The sequence below is a fragment of the Roseisalinus antarcticus genome (genome assembly GCF_900172355.1).
In the GTDB taxonomy this organism is placed as follows: Bacteria; Pseudomonadota; Alphaproteobacteria; order Rhodobacterales; family Rhodobacteraceae; genus Oceanicola; species Oceanicola antarcticus_A.
Window position 1 is genome coordinate 14052 of record NZ_FWFZ01000030.1, and the last position, 23901, is coordinate 37952.

Consider the following 23901-nt stretch of genomic DNA (forward strand, 5'->3'; position numbering starts at 1 on the left):
GCATTCGCGCGGAGCGTGGCGACCGCACCCCTTCAATTTTCCGGCCTGGATCTGACGGGCGAGGCCGTGCAATCCCTCAGATGTCCGGGAGCATTTCTCCCGCCGCCGCGACCCGGTCTCGGGCCTGCCCGAGGCTCGCAAGCCCGCCCGTGCCGCCCTCCGCGGTGACGGCCATGCTGCCGCAAGCCACCGCGAGGCGCAGGCAGTCGCCCTCGGCCCAGCCGGCCAGCATCCCCCGGACGAAGCCCGCGTTGAAGGCGTCCCCCGCACCGGTCGTGTCGACAACTTCCGCGGGAAACCCCTCCTGCCGGATCAGCCCGGCCGGCGACTGGCACAGGCCGCCTTCGGCGCCGGCTTTCATGGCGACGCGCCTTGCGCCAAGGGCCCTCAGCTCATCGAGGGCCTCCTCGTCCCCGTCGGTGCCGGTCATCGCACGCGCCTCCGCCCTGTTGGGCAGGAAAACGTCCGTCAGGGGCAGGATCTCTGCAAGCGCGGCCGGATCCCAGCGGCCGGAGGGGTCCCACCCGGGATCGACCGACACGGTGCAGCCGTCGGCCCGGGCACGGCGGAGCACCTCCGGCAGATCGCCGCGCAGCCGGTCCAGCAGGAAGAGGGAGCCGCAATGGACGTGGCGAAAGGCGTCGAACTCCGCGCCGGGCGCGATGGATCCGTCCAGAAACGCCATGATGCCGAGCCGGGTCAGCAGGAGCCTGTCGCCCGGATAAACCACCGAGAGGGTGACGCCGGTCTCCTGTCCCGGCTCGACCCGAACCCGGGCAGTATCGACGCCCTCGCGCAGCAATGCGTCCCGGCAGAACCGACCGTAGCGGTCGTCGCCGACCGCCGAGGCGAGGGCCGTCCGCAGACCCAGGCGCTGCATCAGGACGCAGGAGATGGCCGTGGAACTGCCAAGGACCAGCCGCTCCCGCTGGAATATCTGCTCGGTGCCGATCACCGGTCCGTCGGCCGAAAGGCCGGTCAGGATCAGGTCGGGATTGAGCTCTCCCAGTGCAAGGACATCGAACCCGGACATGACGTCAGAATGTCACCACCCTCGACAGGTTCTGCGGCGCATCAGGATCGCGGCCGAGCCGGACGGCCGTGTGATAGGCAAAGAGCTGCATTGGCAGGAGCTCGAGCACTGCCGCCTGCGGCGGGCTGAGCGCACCCGGCAAGGGCAGGACCAGATTTGCCACCTCCCCGTAGGCCGCGGCGTCCGTTCCGACGACCATGACCGCCGCGCCGAGCTCGGCCATGTCCCGCGCCAGCGAGAGGCCATGGGCCCGGTCCGACAAGGTCGACAGGCAGACGAGGGTGCGGGCGTTCGCGCAGGCCTTGGGCCCGTGGCGATATTCGAGGCTGTGATAGGCCTCGGAGGTCGAGATCGACATCTCCTGGATCTTCAGCGCCGCCTCGAGCGCCAGGGGATGGCTGGCACCGGAGGCCAGGAAGACGAAACGGTCGAAGTCGCGGGCGCGGGCCAGTGCGGCGACCGGGCCGTCGCAATCGGCGATGAGCCTCCGGCCCGCTTCGGGCAGCGCGGTCAGCGCGGCACGGTCCTCGGCGGTCCCGGTCATCCATTGCAGCGTCAGCAGCATCGAGGTGAAGGAGCGCAGCATCACCAGACCGTCCTCGTGCCCCTCGGCGACGTGCAGCGGGTGATCGGCGGCCAGCAGCTGCGCGGAATCTGCCGTGCAGCTGACCCCCGCGACCGGGCAGCCCCGGCCCGACAGGATCTCGGCTGCCAACAGAAGCTCGCTCGACCTGCCCGAGCGGGACAGGCCGATCGCGAGGCAGTTGCGCCCCCCGGCCACGGCCTCGGGGTCCAGCAGGATCTCGCAGGAGGGCAGCGCCCGCGCTGGCAATCCCCGCCGCCGCATCCAGTCCGCGGCCGCGAGGCCGAGGTAGTAGGACGACCCGGAGCCGAAGAGGATCACCTCCTCATGGTCCGCGGGGGCGAAACCCGGCGTGAGGTCGCCGTCCCCCAGTCGGCGCAGAAGGCTGCTCCAGGCCTCCGGCTGCGACAGGAATTCGCTCAAGGTCGTTGCGCCCAGGGGTGTCATGCGTGTTGCCTTCGCGGTCTGTCGGCCGGGGAATTGACCGGGTTGAGTGCTTCGTCACCGGCAAGGACGGCCAGCGCATTGCGCACGGCCAGCACCGCGGCATCCGATTTCGCGTTGCGGGTCAGCCCCGCCATGTGCGGTGTCAGCACGGTATTGGGCAGACCGAAAAGCGGGCTTTCCGTCAACGGCTCGGTCTGGAAGACATCGAGCGCGGCACCGGCGATGCGGTTCGCCTTCAGCGCGTCGGTCAGGGCCGCCTCGTCGATCAGCTCGCCCCGGGCGATGTTCACGAGATAGGCGGAGGGCCGCATCCGCGCGATCTCTGCCGCGCCGATCATGCCCCGGGTCTGGTCGCTGAGCGAGGCATAGAGGCTGACCACGTCCGCCTCGGCCAGAAGCTGGTCGAGGGGCATGTATTCGATGCCCAGCTCCCGGGCCAGGGCCTCGTCCGGGGTGCGAGTATGGCAGATGAGGCGCATGCCGAAGGCCTTGGCCCGGCGGGCCGCCTCGCGTCCGATCTGGCCCAGCCCGACCAGACCGAGGGTCGCCCCGAAGACGTCCATCGAATTGTCGGTGCCGGCGGCCCAACGGCCCGCGCGGATCGCCGCGTCCCCCGCCGCGATCTGCCGGGTGATGGCCAGCATCAGGCCGATGGAGAACTCGGCGCATTGGGCGGCATTGACGCCCTTCACATTCGTGACCTGGATCCCCCGCTCAGAGGCCGCGTCAATATCGACGTTGTCGGTGCCGGAGGTGTGCAGCGCGATGACCCTGGCGTTCGGCACGAGGTCGAGCGCCGCCGCGTCCGTCTCCATGACCCTGCCCATGACGATGGCGTCTGCCTCGTCCAAGGGGGCAAGGCCCTCGGCGGCGATGCGCGGAAAGGGGATCAGCCCGTTGACGTAAGTCACTGCGTGGCCGGAGGTTTCCAGCCGGCCCACCGCCTTTGGCAGCGTGGTCAGGCTGTCGGATATGACGACGATCCGCATGTCAGTTGAGCCGCCGGCCATCGGACCCGAAGACATGGGCCCGCGCGGTGTCGGGGACCAGGGTCATGACCTTGCCGCGCTCCAGGCTGGGCCTGTCGCGGGTGACGACCGTAAGCTCCCGGCCGCCGGTCTCCGCGAAGACGATGGTCTCGTTGCCCATCGCCTCATAGGTGCGGACCGTCGCGGAAAGCCCGCCCCGGTCGCCTTCGGCGCCGATGCCGATGGCATCGGGCCGGTAGCCCACGGTCACCGGGCCGTCCGGCGTTCCGGCCGGCGCGGGCAGGGTGCCGCCGTCCTTCAGAACGATCTCTCCGGCCGAGGCTTCGCCCTTCAGCAGGTTCATGGACGGCGAGCCGATGAAGGTGGCCACGAAGAGGTTCGCCGGCCGGTCGTAGAGGTCCAGAGGGGCGCCGACCTGTTCGATGAGACCGTCGTGCAGCACGACGATCCGGTCCGCCATGGTCATCGCCTCGACCTGGTCGTGGGTGACGTAGATCGAGGTCACGCCGAGCCGTTTCTGCAGATCCCGGATCTCGGACCGCATCTGGACCCGCAGCTTGGCGTCGAGGTTCGACAGCGGCTCGTCGAACAGAAAGACCTTGGGATTGCGGACGATGGCGCGGCCGGTTGCGACGCGCTGGCGCTGGCCGCCCGACAGCTCCTTCGGAAACCGCCCGAGCAGCGGGCCGAGGCCCAGCGATTCCGCCGTCTCGCCAACCGTCTTGTCGATGTCGGCCCTGGACCAGCCTGCGAGCTTCAGCGAATAGCCCATGTTCTGGGCGACGGTCATGTGGGGGTAGAGCGCGTAGTTCTGGAACACCATCGCGATATCCCGGTCCTTGGGCGGCACGTTGGTGATCCGGCGATTGTCGATGGCAAGATCGCCGGAGGTGACGTCCTCCAGCCCGGCGATCATCCGCAGAAGCGTGGACTTGCCGCAGCCCGAAGGGCCGACCAGGATCACGAACTCTCCGTCATCGACCTCCAGCGAGACATCGCGGATCACCTCGACCGAGCCGAAGCTCTTGCAGACATTGCGCAGGGTCATGGTGCTCATCGGGTGTGCCTTTGCGGGATGGCATCGCTTGGTCATCGCAGGGTTGCCGAAGGAGCGATCAAAAGTAAACAATAAAACGCACTATTCTGTGCGTGGATTGCGGGTGGCACATGCTCGCATTCTGTCATCCCTCAATGATAGCTGTATTATTCGGTGTCATGTGGATTGCGCAAAATCGCTCACAAAATTGTTGTCAGATGATTGCATCATGTTAGAGTGCTCGGAATCAACAGACCGAACATCACTCTCTGACAGGGGATTAGACCATGACCGACCACACGCATTGCATCCGGACGATCGCCGCGGCGCTCGCGGCCTCGACAGCCCTGACCGGCGCGGCGCTGGCCCAGGACGGGGGCACGATCCAGATTGCTACCCATTACAACCAGGACCAGATGGCGCCGCTGCTCGCCTGTTTCGACCGGTACACCGAGGAGACCGGTGTCGAGATCGAGTTCCAGCAGGCCAGCTATCGCGACTTCCTGCAGACGATCCTGACTGCCCGCGTCGGTGGCACCGCGCCCGACATCTACAACATCTATTCGATCTGGGCGCCGCAGCTCGCCTCCTCCGGAACCCTGGCCGAGCCGCCAGAGGACGTCGCCAGCTGGATCCGCGACAGCTACGGCGAGGGCACCGTGGGCGCCGCCACGATCAACGGGACGCTCTACGGCATCCCGACCGAGCTGTCGGTCTATCAGCTGTTCTACAACAAGAAGCTTCTGGCCGAGGCCGGCTACGACGGCCCGCCCGAGACCTGGGACGAGCTGAAGGAGATCGCAGCCGCGATCACCGAGGCCAACGACCAGGGCAACATCACCACTGCCGGCTATGTCTACGGACCTTCCGTCGCCAACGCCGTGCACATCTACTACGCGCAGATGTACAACGCCGGCGTCGCACCCTATTCGGACGACTTCCGCACGACGAACTTCACGGCGCCGGACTCCGTCAACATCATCGCCCGCCAGGGAGAGCTGTTCGCCGACGGCATCACCTCCAACTCGGTCACCACCGATGACTTCCCCGCCGGCCGCGCCGCGATGATGATCGCCGCCAACTGGCAGAAGCAGACGATGCAGGAAGCCTTCGGCGAGGACTTCGAGGACACGGTCGGCATCGCCCCGATCCCCGGTGACGGCGGCGATCCGGGCACCATGCTCTATTCCTTCTTCTGGGCGGTCGATTCCTCCTCCGACATGCAGGCGGAAAGCTGGGATCTGCTGCGCTGGCTGAACGAGGCGCAGGGCGACGCCGACCTGTCCTGCACCGGCCAGATGCTGAACGATCTCGGCGCCCTTTCGGGCAACCTCTCGGACCTTGCCGCGATGCCCACCGACGACAGCTTCACCGCGCCCTTCGTCGAGGCGATCGAAAGCGGCGCCGCGGCGAGCCAGCCCAACATCTGGCAAGCGGCCGAGAACGACCGTATCCTGCGCAGCTATATCGAGCAGGTCTGGGCCGGAACCATGAGCGCCGAGGATGCCATGGAAGCCGCCGACGCCGAGGTTTCGGCGATCCTGTCCGAACAGGATTGATCGACAGGGCCGGAGGGCGCGAGATGACCCACGACAGAAGTCCCGAGGCACGCGCGCCCCTGACCGAGCTTTCCGACGCGCCGCGCCCGACGCTGGCACAGCGCGTCGGGTCCAAGTCGGTCGCCCCCTGGATCTTCATCGCGCCGATGCTCGTCTTCGGCGCGATCTTCTTCATCCTGCCGCTGCTCTACGCCGGCTACATCAGCCTCACGCGGTGGAACGGTTTCACCGCCCCAAGGTGGGTCGGTCTCGGCAACTACGACTACCTGCTGTTCACCGATCCGCGGTTCTGGGACACCTTCTGGAACACGATCTATTTCGCCGCCGGAACGATCCTGATCGGCGTGCCGCTGGCCCTGGTGCTCGCCTATGCCTTCACCCGCGCCTACGGGCAGGCGGTCTGGCGCTCGATCTACTGGCTGCCCTATATCACCAACGTCGTCGCAGTGGCCTATATCTGGCAATTCCTGCTCGACGACAGTTTTGGCCTGGTGAACCGGGCGCTGGACGCCGCGGGGCTGCCGGGGCCGGGGTGGCTGACCGATCCGTCGATCGCCATGACCACGATGATCCTGATCTTCGTCTGGATGCAGCTGGGCCATAACCTGCTGCTGTTTTCGGCCGGTCTCGCCGGTATCGACGAAAGCTACTACGAGGCCGCGCGACTCGACGGCGCCGGAGAGCGGCAGCTTTTCCTCGACATCACCGTGCCGATGCTGAAACCCACGCTGCTGTTCGTGCTCATCACCAATTTCATCACGGGCCTCAGCTATTTCGTCCTGATGCTGGTGATGGCCGACGTGGCGCCGCAGGGGCCGATCAAGGTAACCGGGCTCTACATGTACGAGATGGCGTTCTCGGACCAACGGCTCGGCCGGGCGGCAGCGGCGGCCTACATCCTCTTCACCGTCGTCCTCGTGGTGACCCTGGTGCAATTGCGGGTGTTCCGCCGCGGCGGCGTGGAGGCGCACTGACATGGCGATCGTCCAGGCCAGTCACCGCAGCGCGATCCTCTGGCGCATCGCCAAGTACGGCATCCTGAGCCTTGGCGCGATCATCATGGTGGTGCCCTTCATCGACATGTTCCTCGGCGCCCTTCGCTCTCCGGCGGAACGGCTGGCCCGCCCGCCGGTCTACTGGCCGGGCGACCCCCAGTGGATCAATTTCAAGCGGGTCTTCACCGAGCTTCCGACACTGAACTGGCTTTGGAACTCGGTCTACATCACGCTCGCCGTGACGCTCCTGCAGCTTGTCACCAGCTCCATGGCCGGCTACGCGCTGGCGAAATACCGGTTCATCGGGCGCAACATGATCTTCCGCACGGTGCTTGGCGCGCAGATGTTCCCCTTCTTCCTCTTCATCATCCCGATCTTCTTCATCCTGCGGTATTTCCCGCTGGCCGGCGGCAACGGGCTCGACGGGGTCGGCGGGTCGGGGTTTCTGAACACCTACACGGCGATCATCCTGCCCTTCGCGGTGACCTGGTACGGGGTCTTCCTGATGCGGCAGTTCTTCCTCACCGTGCCGGACGAGCTGATCGAGGCGGCCCGGCTCGACGGCGCGAACGAGTTCCGCATCTTCTGGCAGATCGTCCTGCCGCTGGTGGTGCCGGGGCTGGCGACGCTGGGCATCTTCGTCTTCGTCTACCAGTGGAACGAGGTGATCTGGACGATGACCATCACCCGCACCGCGCCGGACCTGCAGACCCTGCCGGTCGGCATCTACCTGCTGCGCGGGGCCTTCACCGAGGAGGCGACGAAGTCGCTCCAGCAGGCCGCCGTCGCGGTCTCGGTGATCCCGGTCATGGTCACCTTCCTCGCCCTGCAACGCTATTATATCCGCGGCCTCATGGCCGGATCGGTGAAAGGCTGACCCCATGGATATCGATTGGCTCGAGGCCGAGATCGAGCGGCTGTCCAAGCTGCCGAATGCCGAAGTCGGCGTACCGATGTTCCTCGTTCCAGAGGATCTGTCGATGTCGCGCCCGCCGGCCGACGTGCCCGAGGGCGGCACCGAGATCTCCCGCGCCTTTGACGAGGCCATCGCGCTCTTGCAGGCCCGCCGCGGCACGCTGACCCCGCGCGACATCGCCGCGGTGATCGAGGTGCTGGCCGAGCATCACCTCCTGGGCCGGCCCTTCTCCTCCATCGCCGCAGAGCCGGCCTGATGATCCGGTTGAGCGGCACAATCGCCGAGGCCGTGCGCGACCTCTCGGACGGGCTGGCGTGGGGCAATGCGATCCGGCTGGTCAACTACCACTCGACGCCCGGCTTTCGCGCCGCGGAGTACGAGGCGCAGCTTGCCGCGCTGGCCGAAACGCACGACGGGCTCGACATGGCGGGGATGGAACGGCTGATGCAGGGCGAGGTGCCGCGCCGCCCCGTCGTCGTCCCGGTCCTGTTCGAAGGGTTCCGCGACAATTACGACGTGATCCTGCCGATGATCGAACGGCACGGCTTCACCGCCTGGTTCTTCGTCCCGCCCGCCTTCCTCGGCATCCCCGTCGACATGCAGCGCGCCTTTGCCGACCGGCAGACGCTGACCTATCCGCATGACGAATACCCCGGCGAGCGGATCGCGATGACCTGGGAGGAGCTGCGCGACGCTCATGCCCGGGGCCACGTCGTCGCCTGCCACAGCCGGACCCATACCGAGCTTACGCCCGAGACGCCGGAGGCGATTCTGCGGGACGAGATCGTCCTCGCAAAGCAGGAGTTCGATGCCGCCCTCGGCGCACCGGTGGAGATCTTCTGTTTCCTGCGCGGCGCCGAATACGGGTTGAACCCGCGTGCCGACGCCATGCTGTCCGAAGCCGGATATCGCTACATCTGGTCCAATTTCCGGGTTCAGAAACTGCCATGATCGAGGCCGTCAGACACTCGCTCGCCGCGGGCGCGGCCCTGCGCGTGGTCAACTATCACAACACACCCGCCGTCCGGGCCGCTCAGTTCGATGCGGACTTCGCGGCGCTGGCAGAGAGATACGGACCGGTGACCGAGGACATGCTGGCCGACTACCTGGCCACCGGGGCCTGGCCGGGCGGGCGCCCGGGGGTGATCCCCGCTTTCTACAACGGCTACCGCAACAATTTCGACGTGGCCCGGCCGCTGCTGGAGAAACACGGGCTGATCGGCTGGTTCTTTGCCGTGCCCGGCTTTACCCATTGTCCGATCCCGGATCAGGCGGCCTTCGCGGCCCGGCGCACCATCCGGCTGGTGCCGGATGAATATGCCGATGGCCGCGCCGCGCTATCCTGGGACGAGATGCAGCAGATGGACGAGGGCGGTCACGTGATCGCCAGCCACACCAGGACCCACACCAGGGTCGAGCTGGACGATTCCGATGCGCTTTGGCCCGAAATCGTCGGCGCACAGGATGAGTTTGCGGCACGGCTGGGTCATCCCGTGCGCAGCTTTGCCTGGCTCTTTGGCGGGCGATATGGCGAGACCGAACTGGCCGACCGCGCCGTGGACGCGGCAGGCTACGAGTTCCTGTTCTCGAACCTTGCGGTGCAGCGGCTGCCGGGTGTCGGTCAGGCCGAGTAGACCCAGACCTCGGCCGTCCCGGTCCCCTGGATCGTGCCCGATCCCGCGTCCACGGCCAAAACGGACAACGGTCCCATGGGGGCGTCCTCGGCCTCTGCCGCGCCGGATGCCACGAGGGCTTCTGCCGTGCCGGATGCCGCGAGGGCTTCTGCCGCGCCGGATGCCACGAGGGCTTCTGCCGTGCCGGATGCCACGAGGGCCAGCGCCTCGGCGTCAAGGGTGACGGCCTCGCCCGCCCTCAGGGACAGCCGCCGCAAGTGCAGGACCTCGCCCGCCGCCGCCGTGCCGGTGATGGCCCGCGCGTCACGGCTGCTACTGGCTTCGGCGCGACCATAGGCGACGATGCAGCGGGCCAAGGGGGTCAGTCGATAGGCATGGTCCGGGGGCATGTAGAGGATCTGCCCCGGTCCGAACTCGGCAGACAAGGAGGAAGCGCCCGAAACTTCCATCGAAATGCGTCCTTCGAGGACCACGATCAGCACCTCGTCCACCTCGCTTTCGCCCGCGATGGTCGTCTCCGGCGCGAAGCGGTAGGCGCGCAGGGATTTCAGACGCGACATGCCGGTCACCGACTGGTCGATGTCCACCGGGCGGGGGCAGGGGCCGACACCGGGCAGGTCGATCAGGTTGCTCTCGTCGGGGCGGATCACACGGGACCTCATGCGGCGAACTGGGGCAGGTGCTCGGCATGGGCTGCAAGAAGCTCTTCGGCCAGCACCGCGGCCTTTGCTTCGTCCTGCACTGTGCCGTCCGCGATCAGCGCGGCGATCATCCCGTCGCGCGAGCCCGAGACGGCAGCGTCCACCGTCAGCTCGATCGCCGAGACCTTGGCGTTCAGCTTGGCGTTCAGGTCTTCCGGCAAGGGATCGGCCCGAAGCGGCACCATGCCGCCGGCCAACGCCGCCGCGTTGCATTCGATCACCGCGTGGGCGGGCAGGGCAGGGGCCATGCCCCCGTTCGGCATGTTGACCGAGAATACCTCGCGCCGGTCAGACATCAGCGACTGCATGATCTGCAGCAGCTGCTCGCTCTCTCCCGGGACGTTCTCGTAATAGGTGCGCGGCAACGGATCGGGCGAATTGGCGATGGCGACCATCTCGTCGTACCACGTGTCGCCGAGGGCGATGCGCTCGTCGATGGGGAAGGCGTCGCGCCCCAACATGTGCCCATGGAACGCGCCGCCCGGAAAGCGTTCGGGGTAGAATTCGACCGCGTGCCGATCCATCGCGCAAGGGAAGACGGAGTATTCGCGGAAGAGGCCCCAGGAGAACGGATCGTCCCACCAGCGCGGGGTTTCGCCTTCCGGCACGATGTTCTCCCACCGGGTTTTGGCGGACAGACGATCCTCCAGCTGCTTTTCCTGCGCGTGGAGTTTGGCGTGGATGAGCGGAATGGCATCGGCGCCGTTCAGGCGCAGTCGCGTGAGGAAGGTCAGGTGGTTCAACCCGTGACCGAAGGAGGTCACGGACCCCTCGGGCGCGCCGAGGAACCGGGCGATCTGATGCTCGATATGCAGCACGCCGTGGCAAAGGCCGATGACAGGCACGCCGGTTTCCTTTCGGATCGCCCGGCAGATCGCGGTCATCGGATTGGAATAGTTGAAGAAATATGCGTCGGGGCAGAGCTCGGCAATATCGCGGGCGATATCGAGCATGGGCGGGATCATTCGCATCGCGCGGCTGATGCCGCCCGGCATGGCGGTGTCCCCGACCGGCTGGTAGATGCCATGGCGGCGCGGGATCTCGATGTCCTGCTGCCAGCCGGGCCGGCCGCCGACGGCAATGGTCGTGGTGACGAAGTCCGCGCCTGGCAGAACGTCCCGCCGGTCCGTGGTGGCGGTGACGGGGATATCGGCGCCCTTGGCCTCCAGCATCTTGCCGACCAGCTTCATGACCGCGTCCAGCGTGAGGGGGGCGATATCGACAAGGGCGAGCTCCCACTTGTCCGCCTCGCCGGCAAGGATGATGTCGGCCACCAGGCGCTGGGTGAAGACCGTGCTTCCGGCTCCGATCAGGACAAGCTTGGTTCGTGCCATGGGCGTCTCCTTCGCGATCATAGGGGCAAGATACTGAAATACGATCATCTGTCTACATTATTTTGAGCGAATTTGAGCGCCTTTTGCGGGTTCGCGCACTAATCTGCTTGGCCGTCCGGACGCTTCGGGGCATAGAAGGACAGATCCGATCGAAGAAAGACCCATGGGGCTTGGATGATCCGCGCGGAACGCCATGAACGAATCCTGTCGGAGCTTGCCCGCCGCGGCACCGTGAGCGCCCAGGCGCTGTCGGCCGAGCTCGGTGCATCCGTCGCGACGATCCGGCGCGACATCTCGGACCTGGCAGGGCGCAAGGCGCTGATCCGCACCCACGGCGGCGCCTCCCTGCCGTCGCACCGCGAAGAGCTGCCCTTCGACGCCAAACTGATGACGAACCTTGCCGAAAAGCGTCGCATCGGGGCCGAAGCGGGCGCTCGGATCGAAGACGGCACTTTCATCGCCTGTGGCGGCGGCACGACCGTGATGCAGATGCTGCCGTCGATCCGTCGAAAGTCCCTGCGCCTTGTCACCACCGCGATCAACGTCGCACTGGAACTGCGCGAGACCCAGAGCGTCGAGGTGACCCTGACAGGCGGCACCCTGCGCCGCCGCACCGCCGAAACCGTGGGCCATATCGCAGAGCGGACCCTGCGCGACATCAACATCGACGTGGCGATCATCGGCGTTGACGGCATCGACGCCCTGCGCGGTCTGACCACCTTCGACCCCAACGAGGCCTATGTGAACCGGGTCATGCTCGAACGTGCTCACGAGGTCTGGATTCTGGCCGATCACAGCAAGTTCGGCGAAGTCCTGCCGGCGGTCATCGCGCCGGCCATCACGGCAGCGCGGGTCTTCACCGACACCGGCACCTCGGACGCGGCGGCGGCCCCGCTCCAGGACCTCGGGATCGAAGTGATCCGGGTCTAGCGTCCGACCTGATGAACCGGTGTGGCCCGCGCGGGACGCACAGGTCTGCCAGAGCATCCGCGACATGGATGGGATCAAGACTTTGATCGCCGCGGATCATCAGAGCCTTCCTCGTGGACTCGTCGCCTTGGTCCAAGCGGCATTGTTTGGCCACCCGGCGGCCGCGTTCCGGCGCGTCGATCCGCGCCAATTGGCAGCAGATGGAACCGCGTGTCCTGCTGGATCGAGGCGGACGACGGGTATGCGGCCGACCCTTACGCCCATGCTATGGTGGCGTGAAAGTGTCCAAGGCGACGAGGCCGAGGATGCCAAGCCGAAGACGATGCTGGCGGAGTACATGCTCGGACGTGGCGACGCCGCAAGAGATGCAGATACTGGAGGCAGGTGAACGCCACCGGTTTGCAAGAACCTGCCGACCCTTCTGAAGCCCGGTCCAAGGCGGTGCGCCGTGGACCACTGCCTGGTCTGCGTCGTCGACATCTCGCTGTCCGGGCAGTGCGTGGGCCGGGAATCCGACAGGTTGATCCGGTTTCGAGGCGAAGGGTGGCACTTTCGCAAGCCGATCACCCCGCCAAGGGGGGCGGTCTTGCATGCCTGTTCACGGCCGGGCGGTGCGGGGCGACGGGTCAGCCCTAGGGTCAGTCGGTTGCGTCCTCGGCGCGGCGCTGCAAGAGCGCCAGCCTGTCCTGCAGGAGCGCGGGCCAGGATTGCTGGTCTGCGGTCAGGGCGCCCTGGCGTTCCAGCTCCGTCACCAGATCCAGGGCCTCTTGCACGGACGCACGGGCCTCCGCGCGGCCTTGGGCGAGCGAGATGTTGTAGAGGCTCGTGATAAGGTCCGTCCGGGCGGCGGGATTGCCCAGTCCTTGCGCGGCCAGGGCACGTCGGATCTCCAGGGCTTCCGCAAAGGCCTCTTGCGCGGCGTCTTGCTCTCCGGCTTGCAGGGACAGGCTGCCGATGCCGTCGAGGCTAAGGGCGAGGCTGTGCTTCCACGGGGCGTTCGCCGGGTCGACCCGAAGAAGATGCCGGCCATTTTGCAGCGCGTCGCGAAAGGCCTCCAGCGCGGCCTGTTCCTCTCCGGCCAAGGCGTGCAGGTAGCCGAGCCTGTTCAGGGTCGCGGCGAGATCGTGCCGCCATCGCTGGTTCGCGGGCTCGATCTGAACGAGGCTTTGCAGGATGGCCGTGGCCTCGGCGAAGGCCACACGTGCCGCATCGGCCTCCTGGGTTCGCATGCGCAGGTCGCCGATCTTGTTCAGGCCGAACGCGGTGTCATGCTGCCACTCGGTGTTGGACGGGTCGATGGCGGCCAGGCGGCGCATGATCTGCAATCCTTCGGAATAGGCCGCCAGCGCCGCGTCGACCTCGCCTGCGGCAATCCGCAGGTCGCCGATCTTGTTGAGGCTGACGGCAATGGTGCGCTGCCATTGGGTGTTGTCCGGATCCGTCGCCCCGAGGGTGCGGGCGATCTCCAACCCTTCGATGTAGGCGGCAAGGGCCGCGTCTGCCTCTCCGGCCAGCCGGTGCAGGCCACCGATCCGGTCGAGCCCCAGGGCGACACTGCGCTGCCACGCGGCGTTGTCGGGATCGGTCGCGACGAGGCGGCGGCTGATCTCCATCCCTTCGCGATAGGCGGCCCGCGCCGCGCCCAGGTCGCCGGTCTGCATGCCCAGGTCGCCAATCCGCTCGAGGCCGATCGCCACATCGCGCTGCCATTCGGCATTGCCCGGGTCGGTCGTCGAAAGCCGGCGGGCGATGCGCAGCGCCTCGTCATAGGCCTGCAGCGCCGTGTCCAGATCCCCGGCCCTGCGACGCAGATCGCCGATCTTGTTGAGGCCGAAGGCCACATCTCGCTGCCATTCGGCATTTTGAGGATCCGTCGCCACAAGGCTGCGCACGATCCCGAGGCTTTCGGCGTAGGCCTCCAGCGCCGGGTCAGGACGGCCGCTGCGCAGGTGCAGGTCGCCGAGCTCGTTCAGGCTGATCGCCAGATCCCGTTGCCACAAGGTATTCCCCGGGTCGATCGCCACCAGCCGTCGGGCGATCGCCAGGGCCTGTGTGTGGGCCCGCAGCGCCGCGTCAACCCGCCCGGACAGCAGCTGCAGGTCGCCGATGGCGTTCAGGCTGACCGAGATGTCGCGCCGGGCCTGCGCATCGCCCGGCTCGGACTTGGCGAGGCGGCGCCGGATGTCCAGCGCCTCCTCGTAGGTTTCCAGCGCGGCGGCCACCGCGCCGGTGCGGACCTGCAGGGCGCCGATCCGCTCGAGGCTGATCGAGATGTCGCGCTGCAGCACGATATTGCCCGGATCGCCCGCCGCGAGACGACGCCGGATGTCGAGCCCGTCGCGGAAGGCCGCCAGCGCCGCGGCGACCTCCCCGGCCTGAAGCCTCAGATCGCCGATCCGTTCCAGGGCGATCGAGACATCGCGTTGCCAGTCGCGATTGTCGGGCGAGGTCTCCAACAGGGTCCGAAACAAGGCCAGCGCCCGCTCGGCCGAGGCCATCGCCCGTCTCCGCTCGCCGGCCCCGGCATAGACGCCCGCGAATTCGATCCGCATCGCCGCCTCGAGGTAGATCAGGTCGGGATTGCCGGGATCGGCGGAGAGCAATCGCATCACCGCATCCTCGGCCCGCGACAGGATCACCTCGAGGCTCTCAAGGCGCAGGCCTTCGGCATTCTTCAGCCCCTGTGCAATGTCGAAGACCAGCGCGTCGATGGCCTGCCGCGCGGTGGCGAAATTGCGCTCGGCGCGGTCCCGCTGGGTGGCGACCTCGGCCAGCGCGGCTTCGGCGCGGTCCGTTGCAGCAGCCGCAAGGCGGGCGTTCTCTTCCGCCAGCAGACGCTGTGCCTCTGCCATGTCGCGGGCCTCGGTCGCGATTTCGGTCTGGCGTTGGGCCAGTCGTTCGTTCTGAAGGGCGGTGTTCCTCTGCACCCAGGCGAAGGAGGCCAGGACGCCGAGAACCAGCAGGGCCGCAAGCGCCCCCGCGACGGTCTGTCGTTGACGTCGGGCCTGGGCCTTGCGGCTGGCGACGATGAAGGTCCGTTGAAGCTCCGTGGGCTCCGGCGCGGCCTTCGGTCGCGACAGGAGCCATTCCTCGGCCTCCTCCAGATCCTGTCCGCGCAGCGGCTGGCCCCCGGAACGCAGGGTTTTCTGCCAGCGGTCGGCGAGTTCGCCCAGGCGCGTGTGTTCCCGGATCCAGTCGATATCGAGGTTGATGGCATAGCGGATCTTCTCCAGCCCGGCCGCGAAATCGTGGGCGTCGGTCAGGAAGATGTAGTTGAGCTTCGAGACGAGCGGCGGCGGCGCACCGTCGATGTCCTCGATCACGACGGGGATGACGCGCTTGTTCAGCTGTTCCGCGAGCCCAAGCTCCCATTTGCAGACCTCGGACCGGATGGAGGAGGGCGACAGGGCGAACAGGATCGTATCACTTTCCCGGATCAGCTTTTCGAGCCGGGGCTTCCATTCTTCGCTGGGCAGAATGTCGTGGATATCTCGGAAGACCGTGAGGTCATCGTCCGACGACAGGGCGTCATAGAGCCGCTCGATACGCGCGTCGTCGTGTCGAGAGTAGGAAACAAAGAGCTTCGAGGCAGAAGGTTTCTCTTTCATGGGCGCAACACAACCGGACGACAGCCCAAGCCTAGCCGGTCGGCCCGGCAAAGGCCAAAACAGTTTATGGCTGATGACACGGCCCGGTTCGGCCTCCAGTCCTGAACAAGTGGCGTCGCCCCCAACCCCTTTCCAGAGGAGACGGTGGGTCCTTCTCGACGCCTTTTCCGAAACCGTGTTAAGCACAAATTAGTAATTTGTTTGGATGGTTGTGTGCAACGCGCGTCGGGCTACGTCGACAGCGTGGATAGCCGGGTCTGGATCGGTTGATCTTATTGTCAGAAAGGCTTGAAGCAGAGCGGTGGAAGACACGCGTTTGAACATGTCGAGATTGCTGGGCCTTGACGACTATGCCGCGCAGCTCATGGCGACCCTCGTCGTTGATGGGGCAGTGCTCGATGACCGGTTGGTGCTGCGGCATTTCACGCCCGGCTTCGCCATCAAGTTCGGCCACCCCGGCCCCGCGGGAAAGTCCATACTTGATTACGTGGACGACGCGGACAAGCGCGCCCAGCTAGCCGGCATGGCTCGGCTGCCTGCTGCGCGACCGGGCAGTGGGCAGAATGACGCCACATTGCCGCCGGTCGCCGCCGAAGATCCGCGCCGGCCGGACAACACGGACCATGCCGACGATCAGGATGCGCACGACGGCCCGTCGAGCGGGGTCGTCGAGCTAACCCTGACACGGCCGCGGATGGAGGTTCGGATATCGCCGCTGACGCGCTCCGGCGATTCAGCATACGGGTTCCTTGTCCAGGAAATACCTGAATCCTCGATCTCGAACATGCCGATTGAGAACGCCGGCCGGGTCGCGCCGGATGCCCGCGCGTCGGCGCGTCGGGTCCTCTCTCAGCTGTCCCATGCCTATTGGGAAAGCAACCCGCAGACAGGCGCGTTCGTGGCGTCCGAGCTTTGGTACCTGATGCGCGGTCATCGGGTGGAGGAAAACGACCTCCTTCAAAACCACAAGACCTGGAAAGAGCGGCTGCACCCCGAAGACCGTCCGGCCTTGTTCGATTACCAGCGCAAGCTGCAGGCCGGTGAGGCCGATTTCGACCTTGTGATCTATCGCGAAAGGCATGCGGACGGGCACTGGATGACCATCTTGTGCAAGGGGGCGGTCATCGAACGGGACGCGAGCGGCGCTGTCCTGCGCGTCGCGGGAACCGATGCCGAGATCACCGCCTCCCATTCCACCGAGGAATATATCCGCGAAATCGCCCTGCTGGAGCAACGCTGGCTGATCGCGGCCGAGTATGCGCAGCTCGGCCTGTGGGACAACGACGAGGCCGCCGGCACCCGCTATGTCTCGCAGACTTGGCGCAAGATGCGCGGCTACGGGCCCAACGATGCCTTTGACGAAAGCCGCGCCGCGCTCGCCGAGCGGACCCATCCCGATGACCGCGCGTCCCTGGAACGGCAGATCCAGGCGACAGTGAACGGCGATACAGAGACCGTGTTCCAAGAATACCGCGAGAGGCACCGGGACGGCCACTGGATCTGGATCCTGTCGCGGGGCCGGGTCATCGCCCGAGATGCCCAGGGCCGTGCGACCCGGATCATCGGGATCGACACCGACATCACCGACATCAAGGCGGCGAGCGAGAAGATCTATCGCATGTCGCGACGTCTGGAAGTGGCCATTCAGGCAACGCGCGTCGGGATCTGGGATGCGGACCTCGCCAAGGACGAGGTCGTTTGGGACGCGCGCATGATGGAGATCTTCGGGCTCGACCGGCCGCCCGGTCCGATCGCCGCGGACTATTGGGAAAATGCCATCCACCCCGACGACAAGGAGCGGGTGCTGGCACAGACCGCCGAGGTCGAGGCCGGCAAGACCACTTTCGGGGCGGATTACCGCATCCTGAGGCCCGACGGCAAACAGCGCTATATCCGGTCCCGGTCTACGATGCTGTTCGACGGGGCGGTCGGGCATGGCCTGATCGGCGTGGACTGGGACATCACCGCCGATGTCGAGGCGGCGGCCGAACTCAGCCGCGCTCATGCCCTCGCCCACAGGCGCAACGAAGAGCTTGAACAGGCGCGTGCGGAGATGGAACACAACGCGCTGCACGATGCGTTGACCGACCTTCCCAATCGTCGTTTCATCGACCAGCAGATGCAGGCCGTGCGCGGGCAAAAGCAGCAGATCGCCGTCATGCAGCTCGACCTCGACCGCTTCAAGCAGATCAACGACACCCTCGGCCATGCGGCGGGGGATGCGGTGTTGCGGCACGTGGCGCAGGTGATGGTGGGCATCGCGCCCGAAGAGGCCACGGTGGCGCGGGTCGGCGGAGATGAATTCGTCATTTTCTTCAAGACGGCCCCGCGCCCGTCGTCCATCAAGCGGATCGCCGAGAAGATCGCCTACGCACTCGAGATCCCCTTCGAGGTGAATGCCAAGGAATGCCGCTTTGGGGTGTCGATCGGGATCGCGATCGGAGACCTGCCCCGCCAGACGCCGGAGGAGGTCTTTGAGAACGCCGACATGGCGCTCTACGAGGCCAAGGACAGCGGGCGCGGGCGCAGCATGTCCTTTTCGGACCGGATGCGCATCGCCGTCGAGACGAAGCGGCTCCTGGCCGACGCGCTTCTGGGCGGCCTGGAGCGCGACGAATTCTATTGCGTCTACCAGCCGCAGTTCGAGGCCGGGTCGTTGCGGCTCAGCGGGCTCGAGGCGCTGGTGCGTTGGCAGCGGCCCGACGGTACGGTCGCGCCGCCGTCGGTCTTCCTCGAGATGGCCGAAGAACTGGGAGTGGTGGAGCGGCTGGACCAGCGCGTTCTGGAGCAGGTCATGTCCGATCAGGCTCGCTGGTCGACGCTGGGCCTTGCCGCGCCGCGCGTCGCAGTCAACGTATCGGCCCGCAGGCTCGCGGATCCGCAGTTGCCGCAACGTCTCCAGCAGCTGGGCATCCGGCCCGGGCAGCTTTCGTTCGAACTGCTTGAGACGGTGTTTCTGGACACCCACAACCCGGTCATCGCCGCCAATATCGCGGCCATCCGCAGCATGGGAATCGAAATCGAGATTGACGATTTTGGCACGGGCCATGCCTCGATCGTCGGAATGCTGCAGCTTCAGCCGAGCCGGCTCAAGATCGACCAGCAGATCGTCGGACCACTCACGAAGGGCGAAAAGCAGGGCACTCTCGTCCGCTCGATCATCGACATCGGCCGGATGCATGGCATCGACGTCATCGCCGAAGGGGTCGAGACGGCCGATCACGTGCGCCTGCTAACGGCCATGGGCTGCAATTACCTGCAGGGCTACGGCCTGGGTGTCCCGATGCCCGAGGCGGAGTTGCGCGACCGGCTGCGCTCGGGCGATTGGAGCACGCCCGCAGGGACGGGCACCGGCTGCTGAGCCGCGGCCTCTCCCGACAAGGGTCCTTTCGCTCTTCCGTTTTGATCGGCCAGAAAACAGGATCAAGAACAGAAAGTGATCCCTCGAAAACATGCTGTTGAAGGTCCGAATGTGACAATTCGGGGCATGAAGGCTCAGACAAATTGCCATGCAGCGTCGACTGGGCCCGGGAGCCATTGATCGGGTTGAGGCCGTGAATCCTGCATGGTTCACAGCGCCCAAGGCGTGATCGACATTCTATGGCGGGGGTTTCGGGACCATGGCTCACTTGGTGACGCCAAGATGACGACCGCCTTGCTCGACCGCTTGCCCCACCACAGTGCCATCGTCGAAACCGGCAACGAGAGATGGCGCTTCAAGACCTGCGAATGACCAACACCTTGGCCCGATCCGATTGCGCTGTGTGAGGGTCACATTGCCTCGGGCCAGCTTCCCGTGAGCACAAGGGCAGGCATTTTGGGACGCCGATAGGAGGCAAGATTGCGTGCCGGTTGACATAAAGCAAAGGCTGATGCGCTCCCTGAGGGAACGCTGGGTGCATCGGCAACGCGTCGAGAGGCTTTCCGATGCAACTTGCACCAATGGCGAAAGGATCGCATTGCACAACGTGCGCCGGCCGCAGCAGGCGCTCGGCATGAAGACACCCGCAGCCGCGTTTGAACTGGCGGCCTGACCGCAGATCACGCCGGGTCGAGACAGACCCGCGGATGCCGGCTTCGGCTTCGGCAAGGGCTCGGGTCGGGCCTCCGTGGCGACGACGCTGAACGGCCCGGATCCAGGGAAGGAATTTCTGCCTCGCAGTCTTCGGCAAAATAGGCATCGATGCCGATCGCGGATTGCCAAAACGGCGCGGCGACCTGGGCAAACGCATCGCGCCGTCGCATGTCCACCGGATCCCGACACCGGTTCAAATCGTTTCGATCGTTTCGATCCGGAAATTCAATCACCGGTCTACCCAGCAACATCCAAGATCTTTGGCGACGGCAACGCCGGCCCTGTCAAGAATAGATCTTGATCTTCAGCAAACATCACGCGAGCGTAAAACCGTCGGGATTTCAACTGAATCCGATCTCCCGGCTTCAAAAAGACTCCTTTCTACGCTCTGCGGTAACGCCGATGTTCGACTATTATTACGGCGACCGCGACGGAGTCGCAGGCCTCTGGAAAACCGATGGATCCGGCAGCACGCCGGTCCTGGTCATGGTGGGGGCAATCGACGAGATTGTCGGCCTGTCCGACGGAAGGGTCGCCTTTCACGAAGCGGCGCTGCATGAGACGTTCGTAACTGACGGCACACCGGCCGGCCTGACGGAGATCCCGACATACGGCTTCTCCCGCCCACCCCCGCTGACGGCGCTGGGCACCGATCCGGCGACCAGCCTGCTGGTCAGCTACGATCCCGACGGGGTCTATCCTGCCGAACTTGCCATTTACGACATCGCCACCGGGACACTGGAGCCCGTGCCGAATTCGAATGGCGCAGGAATCATGGTGTCTAGTGGGTATTTCCCCGAGGATTCCCAGAACAGGTCCCTGTTCAGCACTTTCATCGGGCAAGATGAAACATTGTGGTTTGGCCAGGGCGCGGACGGCGATGCCATCGAAGTGCCAGCCCTCTTTCAGACCCAGCGACTTGAAATGGCGGGCAAGCTTGCGCCCGAACTCTGGGCGTTCTCCGTCCAGAAGGACTTTAGCCGCGCGGTATTTGTCAGTGACGGGACACCCGAAGGCACCCGGCGCATCACCGAATGGGCCTGGGCGAGGGACGTCGACATTGACGTGACGACCCAGGGACAGTTCATCGTCCGCGAAAGCGGCGCCAGCTACTGGCTGAATCCGGATGCCACGCTTGTCGCGCTCGGCAGCGGCGCCGAGAGCATCGAGGCCCTGGCTTATGGCGGTGTCGAATTTGCGTACTATGAGCTCGGGGTCGACGAAGGTGTCTATCCTGCCTCCCGCATGCTTGGCTATGAGGCGGCCGACGGCAGCTACATCATGGCCGGGAGGGCCCTGAAAAAGGTTCTCGATGACGACCCTCGCACGTCAGAGATCGAATTCAGGCTCGAACGTCTCGAAGGTGGGCTATGGTCCGCCGCCGGTTCGGACGACCGGCCCGAGCAGCTACTCGACCTTGGCGGCAGCCCTCGCATACTGGTGCCGCTGGGCAATGGTCAATTCGTGACGCAGACGTCCGATGACACTTGGATCACCGACGGCACTGTCGCGGGCACCACATCGCTTGGCCTTGATATGACCAACATCCAGGTCTGGACGCCGAGCGATACCCTCGCCGTCTTTGGCGACAGAATTGGAAACTTTGTCGTCAGCGACGTGCAGACAGGCACGGCTGTTCATATTGACCTCGTCGGCAAGAATTACGGGACCGAAGAGGTGGTGCGCCTGCCGGACGGCGACCTACTCCTCATCCTCAGCAACATTGGCATCTGGCGGTACGATCAAGAGGCGGGCGTCGCCCGGCAAATTGTTGATGATGCTGCCCTGGCAGCAGCCGCGGTCAAAGCGATCAGGGCTGACGAGGATTTTGAGTCCGACAGTGGCTGGAAAGGTCCGCATGCATCCCACCTGATCGGGGACGCCCTGCATGTCGTCGTCGACGATACCGAGGACCCCTTCTCCGGCCCAAGGGACCTTGTTCGAATCAACCTTCAGACGGGCGAGGCCCGAACCGTCATCACGGATTGGCAGGATGACTTCACGATCGTGGCCGTGCCCGAGGAACGGGATCGCCGCCCGCCGGACGCGGGCCTGATCGAATATGCCGCCCGCGACATCGCCTATTGGGTCGGAGAACGCACATTCGAGGGCAGTGCCGTTCTGGATGCCCTCGGCCAGCCAACCGGCTATTCCGCAACCCGGGTCTGGGACAACCATCCTTTCGCAGCCGTGGCCCTTGAAGGTGCCGGGCTGGAGCCGGTTCTTGCGATCCGGGAACCACCGATCTGCTTGACTGGCTGCAGAATGCCGACATGCAGGGGGTCGGGTATGCGGAACTCATGGCTGTGCTCGATGATGCGTCCGGCACGCTGGCGCAATGGATCACCTCCCGCGCACCGCAGGGCATCCATGTCACCGGCCACTCCCAGGGAGGGGCCCAGGCACAGGTTCTGTCGGCCGTGATGAGCGACCGGGATGTGCCGATCGCCTCTGTCACCACCTTCAACCCTGCCGGCATCTCGCGAGATGTCGGCAACTTGGCGAATCCGTCGCTGATTGGCGCGGTCGAACATCGTGTCTCGGCCGGGGATATCGTCAGCCTCGCGGGGCGCACCTACCTGGACGGAGACGTCGTGATCTACGATCTCGACACGATTGATCTGTCGAGTCCCTGGGCCCTGTGGTCCCATATCCTGACGGCGCATGTGGATCAGTGGTCGCGCGAGGGCCTGTACGACCTGACGTCCGGCTATTCGACCCCGGTTGCTCCGACGCCCCGCTCCGGCGAGCCTGTCGTCGTCGCCGGCTGACGGCCGACGAGCTTTCCGAAGGAGACTTCACCTATTTTGTCGGCGATGGCATTCGCGGTTGAGAGCCGGACAAGGAATACATCGGCTTTACACTGGCGATGGTTTCAACGGCGCACCTCGCCGGGCCTGGCGTTGCAGGCCAGATCGGTAAAGCGCTGGCGTCGCGCGATGGCGCGGACGACTTCCGGACTGCCATCGGCGCATTCTTCAAAGTTATCGGCATCGCCTGGGAGGTGACTGTCGAAGTCAGCCGCCTTGTCGGGGAAGCCCTCGACAGTGCTGTCGCCGCAACCCGTGACGGCGCCTTGGCCCTGGCCGAGTTCACGGTGGATCAGTGGGGCCGTCTGTCGCAATGGACGGCCTCCTCCTGGGCGGCGGCAAAGTCGTGGTCGGCGGATGTTTGGCAGGACGTCCAAGAGACCGGGACATATGTCCTCGACAAGACGCTCGAGTATGGCGGGGCGCTGATCCGCAACATCGGCAATGCGGCGGAGGCGGCCGCCGACGCGGTCACCTCGCTTGTTGGCGACGCAGTCGACTGGTTGTTCGGCGACGAGACCGAAGACTACAATCTGACAGGCGGCGCGGAGTCCGAAAGGTGGATCCTCGGACGCGGAAACGACATCTTCAACCCCGGCGGCGGGTTCGACGAAGTCTTTCTTGGACCGGGCCACGATACGGTCAAGGGCCTGCCCGGAGATCTCGACGGCCTGAAGATCAGGGATTTTACCGACGACGACTGGCTGATTCTGTCTGACGCCTGGACGTCATCCTGGCGGATGGGGCAGGGGCCGGGTTTCGCGACCGTGGATCTCGATACCGACGACGACGGCCAGTTCGACACCACGATCAGGCTGGACGGCGAGATTGATCCCTCCGAGGCAAGAGTCTCGCGGGACGGTTCGGGTTTTGTCATCCGCACGCGGGGATCCTCTGTCGGGATCGCCGATGAAGGAAGCGACGAGAACGACACCATCCCGGGGTCCCCTGGCAATGACATCGTCAGGGGGAAGAAGGGCAACGACAGGCTACACGGCTTGGGCGGCAACGACACGCTCGATGGCGGCGCTGATTACGACCTCCTCGACGGCGGCGCCGACGATGACGCGCTCTACGGCGGCGCGGGCAACGACCGGCTGGAGGGGCGCAGCGGGAATGACCATGGCTCCGGCGGGTCCGGCGACGACATCATCGTCACCGGCACGGGCAACGACACCTTCCGCGGCTGGAAGGGCGATGACGAGATCTACGCCATCAGCGGCAACAACACCCTGCGCGGCGACGATGGCA

General features: G+C 65.7%; 19 protein-coding genes and 1 pseudogene. 13 read left to right on the forward strand and 7 right to left on the reverse strand.

The genetic code is table 11. The features are described 5' to 3' along the window. Nucleotides 1–76: 76 nt before the first annotated feature. The 4 genes from ROA7023_RS18640 to ROA7023_RS18655 are packed head-to-tail and all read right to left on the reverse strand — an operon-like array spanning nucleotide 77 to nucleotide 4109. On the reverse strand, nucleotides 77–1033 hold the full coding sequence (locus ROA7023_RS18640; RefSeq protein ID WP_085880528.1) for a carbohydrate kinase family protein: 957 nt from the start codon (nucleotides 1031–1033) through the stop codon (nucleotides 77–79). 4 nt (nucleotides 1034–1037) lie between these two features. After that, on the reverse strand, nucleotides 1038–2063 hold the full coding sequence (locus tag ROA7023_RS18645; protein ID WP_085880529.1) for an SIS domain-containing protein: 1026 nt from the start codon (nucleotides 2061–2063) through the stop codon (nucleotides 1038–1040). Further along, nucleotides 2060–3052: a 2-hydroxyacid dehydrogenase gene (locus ROA7023_RS18650; protein ID WP_159458584.1), complete on the reverse strand. Its 993-nt coding sequence runs from the start codon at nucleotides 3050–3052 to the stop codon at nucleotides 2060–2062. Before ROA7023_RS18650 ends, ROA7023_RS18645 begins: the two co-directional genes overlap by 4 nt. Nucleotide 3053: 1 nt before the next feature. Next, nucleotides 3054–4109 carry an ABC transporter ATP-binding protein gene (locus ROA7023_RS18655; RefSeq protein WP_085880531.1) on the reverse strand — a complete coding sequence of 352 codons (1056 nt, stop codon included), beginning with the start codon at nucleotides 4107–4109 and terminating at the stop codon, nucleotides 3054–3056. 266 nt (nucleotides 4110–4375) lie between these two features. Here ROA7023_RS18655 and ROA7023_RS18660 point away from each other — a divergent pair, with 266 nt between their 5' ends. Genes ROA7023_RS18660 through ROA7023_RS18685 form a run of 6 tightly spaced genes read left to right on the forward strand, consistent with a single transcriptional unit; the run spans nucleotide 4376 to nucleotide 9192 of the window. Next, nucleotides 4376–5647 (forward strand): extracellular solute-binding protein, encoded by a 1272-nt coding sequence (locus ROA7023_RS18660; protein ID WP_085880532.1) that lies wholly within the window; start codon nucleotides 4376–4378, stop codon nucleotides 5645–5647. Between the two features lie 23 nt (nucleotides 5648–5670). Beyond that, on the forward strand, nucleotides 5671–6621 hold the full coding sequence (locus ROA7023_RS18665) for a carbohydrate ABC transporter permease (RefSeq protein WP_085880533.1): 951 nt from the start codon (nucleotides 5671–5673) through the stop codon (nucleotides 6619–6621). Between the two features lies 1 nt (nucleotide 6622). Further along, complete coding sequence (locus ROA7023_RS18670; RefSeq protein ID WP_085880534.1) at nucleotides 6623–7519, forward strand: carbohydrate ABC transporter permease; 897 nt, start codon at nucleotides 6623–6625, stop codon at nucleotides 7517–7519. Nucleotides 7520–7523: 4 nt separating this feature from the next. Beyond that, nucleotides 7524–7814 carry a hypothetical protein gene (locus tag ROA7023_RS18675; RefSeq protein WP_085880535.1) on the forward strand — a complete coding sequence of 97 codons (291 nt, stop codon included), beginning with the start codon at nucleotides 7524–7526 and terminating at the stop codon, nucleotides 7812–7814. After that, the gene (locus tag ROA7023_RS18680; protein ID WP_085880536.1) at nucleotides 7814–8509 is read left to right on the forward strand and encodes a polysaccharide deacetylase family protein; all 696 of its coding nucleotides are present in this window, start codon (nucleotides 7814–7816) and stop codon (nucleotides 8507–8509) included. Before ROA7023_RS18675 ends, ROA7023_RS18680 begins: the two co-directional genes overlap by 1 nt. Then, a complete protein-coding gene (locus tag ROA7023_RS18685) occupies nucleotides 8506–9192 on the forward strand; it encodes a polysaccharide deacetylase family protein (RefSeq protein ID WP_085880537.1) in 687 nt (228 codons plus the stop codon). The genes ROA7023_RS18680 and ROA7023_RS18685 overlap by 4 nt, the downstream gene beginning before the upstream one ends. Here the strand turns inward: ROA7023_RS18685 and ROA7023_RS18690 are convergent. Together ROA7023_RS18690 and ROA7023_RS18695 are read right to left on the reverse strand one after the other, a co-directional pair. Next, nucleotides 9180–9842, reverse strand: coding sequence for a 5-deoxy-glucuronate isomerase (locus tag ROA7023_RS18690; RefSeq protein WP_085880538.1), 663 nt, complete (start codon nucleotides 9840–9842; stop codon nucleotides 9180–9182). The genes ROA7023_RS18685 and ROA7023_RS18690 overlap by 13 nt on opposite strands. A gap of 8 nt (nucleotides 9843–9850) precedes the next feature. Then, nucleotides 9851–11227 (reverse strand): family 4 glycosyl hydrolase, encoded by a 1377-nt coding sequence (locus ROA7023_RS18695; RefSeq protein ID WP_159458585.1) that lies wholly within the window; start codon nucleotides 11225–11227, stop codon nucleotides 9851–9853. Between the two features lie 174 nt (nucleotides 11228–11401). Between ROA7023_RS18695 and ROA7023_RS18700 the strand changes: the two genes are divergently transcribed. Further along, nucleotides 11402–12157: a DeoR/GlpR family DNA-binding transcription regulator gene (locus ROA7023_RS18700; protein ID WP_085880540.1), complete on the forward strand. Its 756-nt coding sequence runs from the start codon at nucleotides 11402–11404 to the stop codon at nucleotides 12155–12157. Nucleotides 12158–12795: 638 nt separating this feature from the next. Here the strand turns inward: ROA7023_RS18700 and ROA7023_RS18710 are convergent. Further along, nucleotides 12796–15765 (reverse strand): toll/interleukin-1 receptor domain-containing protein, encoded by a 2970-nt coding sequence (locus tag ROA7023_RS18710; protein WP_085880542.1) that lies wholly within the window; start codon nucleotides 15763–15765, stop codon nucleotides 12796–12798. A 322-nt stretch (nucleotides 15766–16087) separates the two neighbouring features. Between ROA7023_RS18710 and ROA7023_RS18715 the strand changes: the two genes are divergently transcribed. From ROA7023_RS18715 to ROA7023_RS18730, 6 genes and pseudogenes are all read left to right on the forward strand, one after another. Then, nucleotides 16088–19126 carry a sensor domain-containing protein gene (locus tag ROA7023_RS18715; protein WP_143535640.1) on the forward strand — a complete coding sequence of 1013 codons (3039 nt, stop codon included), beginning with the start codon at nucleotides 16088–16090 and terminating at the stop codon, nucleotides 19124–19126. A gap of 270 nt (nucleotides 19127–19396) precedes the next feature. After that, nucleotides 19397–19498, forward strand: a pseudogene (locus ROA7023_RS24005) (ATP-binding protein); the annotation flags it as partial. Nucleotides 19499–19610: 112 nt separating this feature from the next. Continuing rightward, nucleotides 19611–19799, forward strand: coding sequence for a hypothetical protein (locus ROA7023_RS24010; RefSeq protein WP_143535641.1), 189 nt, complete (start codon nucleotides 19611–19613; stop codon nucleotides 19797–19799). A gap of 338 nt (nucleotides 19800–20137) precedes the next feature. Further along, on the forward strand, nucleotides 20138–22264 hold the full coding sequence (locus ROA7023_RS25265) for a hypothetical protein (protein ID WP_234992325.1): 2127 nt from the start codon (nucleotides 20138–20140) through the stop codon (nucleotides 22262–22264). Continuing rightward, the gene (locus tag ROA7023_RS18725; protein WP_234992326.1) at nucleotides 22147–22611 is read left to right on the forward strand and encodes an alpha/beta hydrolase family protein; all 465 of its coding nucleotides are present in this window, start codon (nucleotides 22147–22149) and stop codon (nucleotides 22609–22611) included. The genes ROA7023_RS25265 and ROA7023_RS18725 overlap by 118 nt, the downstream gene beginning before the upstream one ends. Before the next feature lie 233 nt (nucleotides 22612–22844). Beyond that, nucleotides 22845–23901 (forward strand): calcium-binding protein (locus ROA7023_RS18730; RefSeq protein ID WP_370739249.1); only part of this gene is annotated, 1057 nt, incomplete at its 3' end.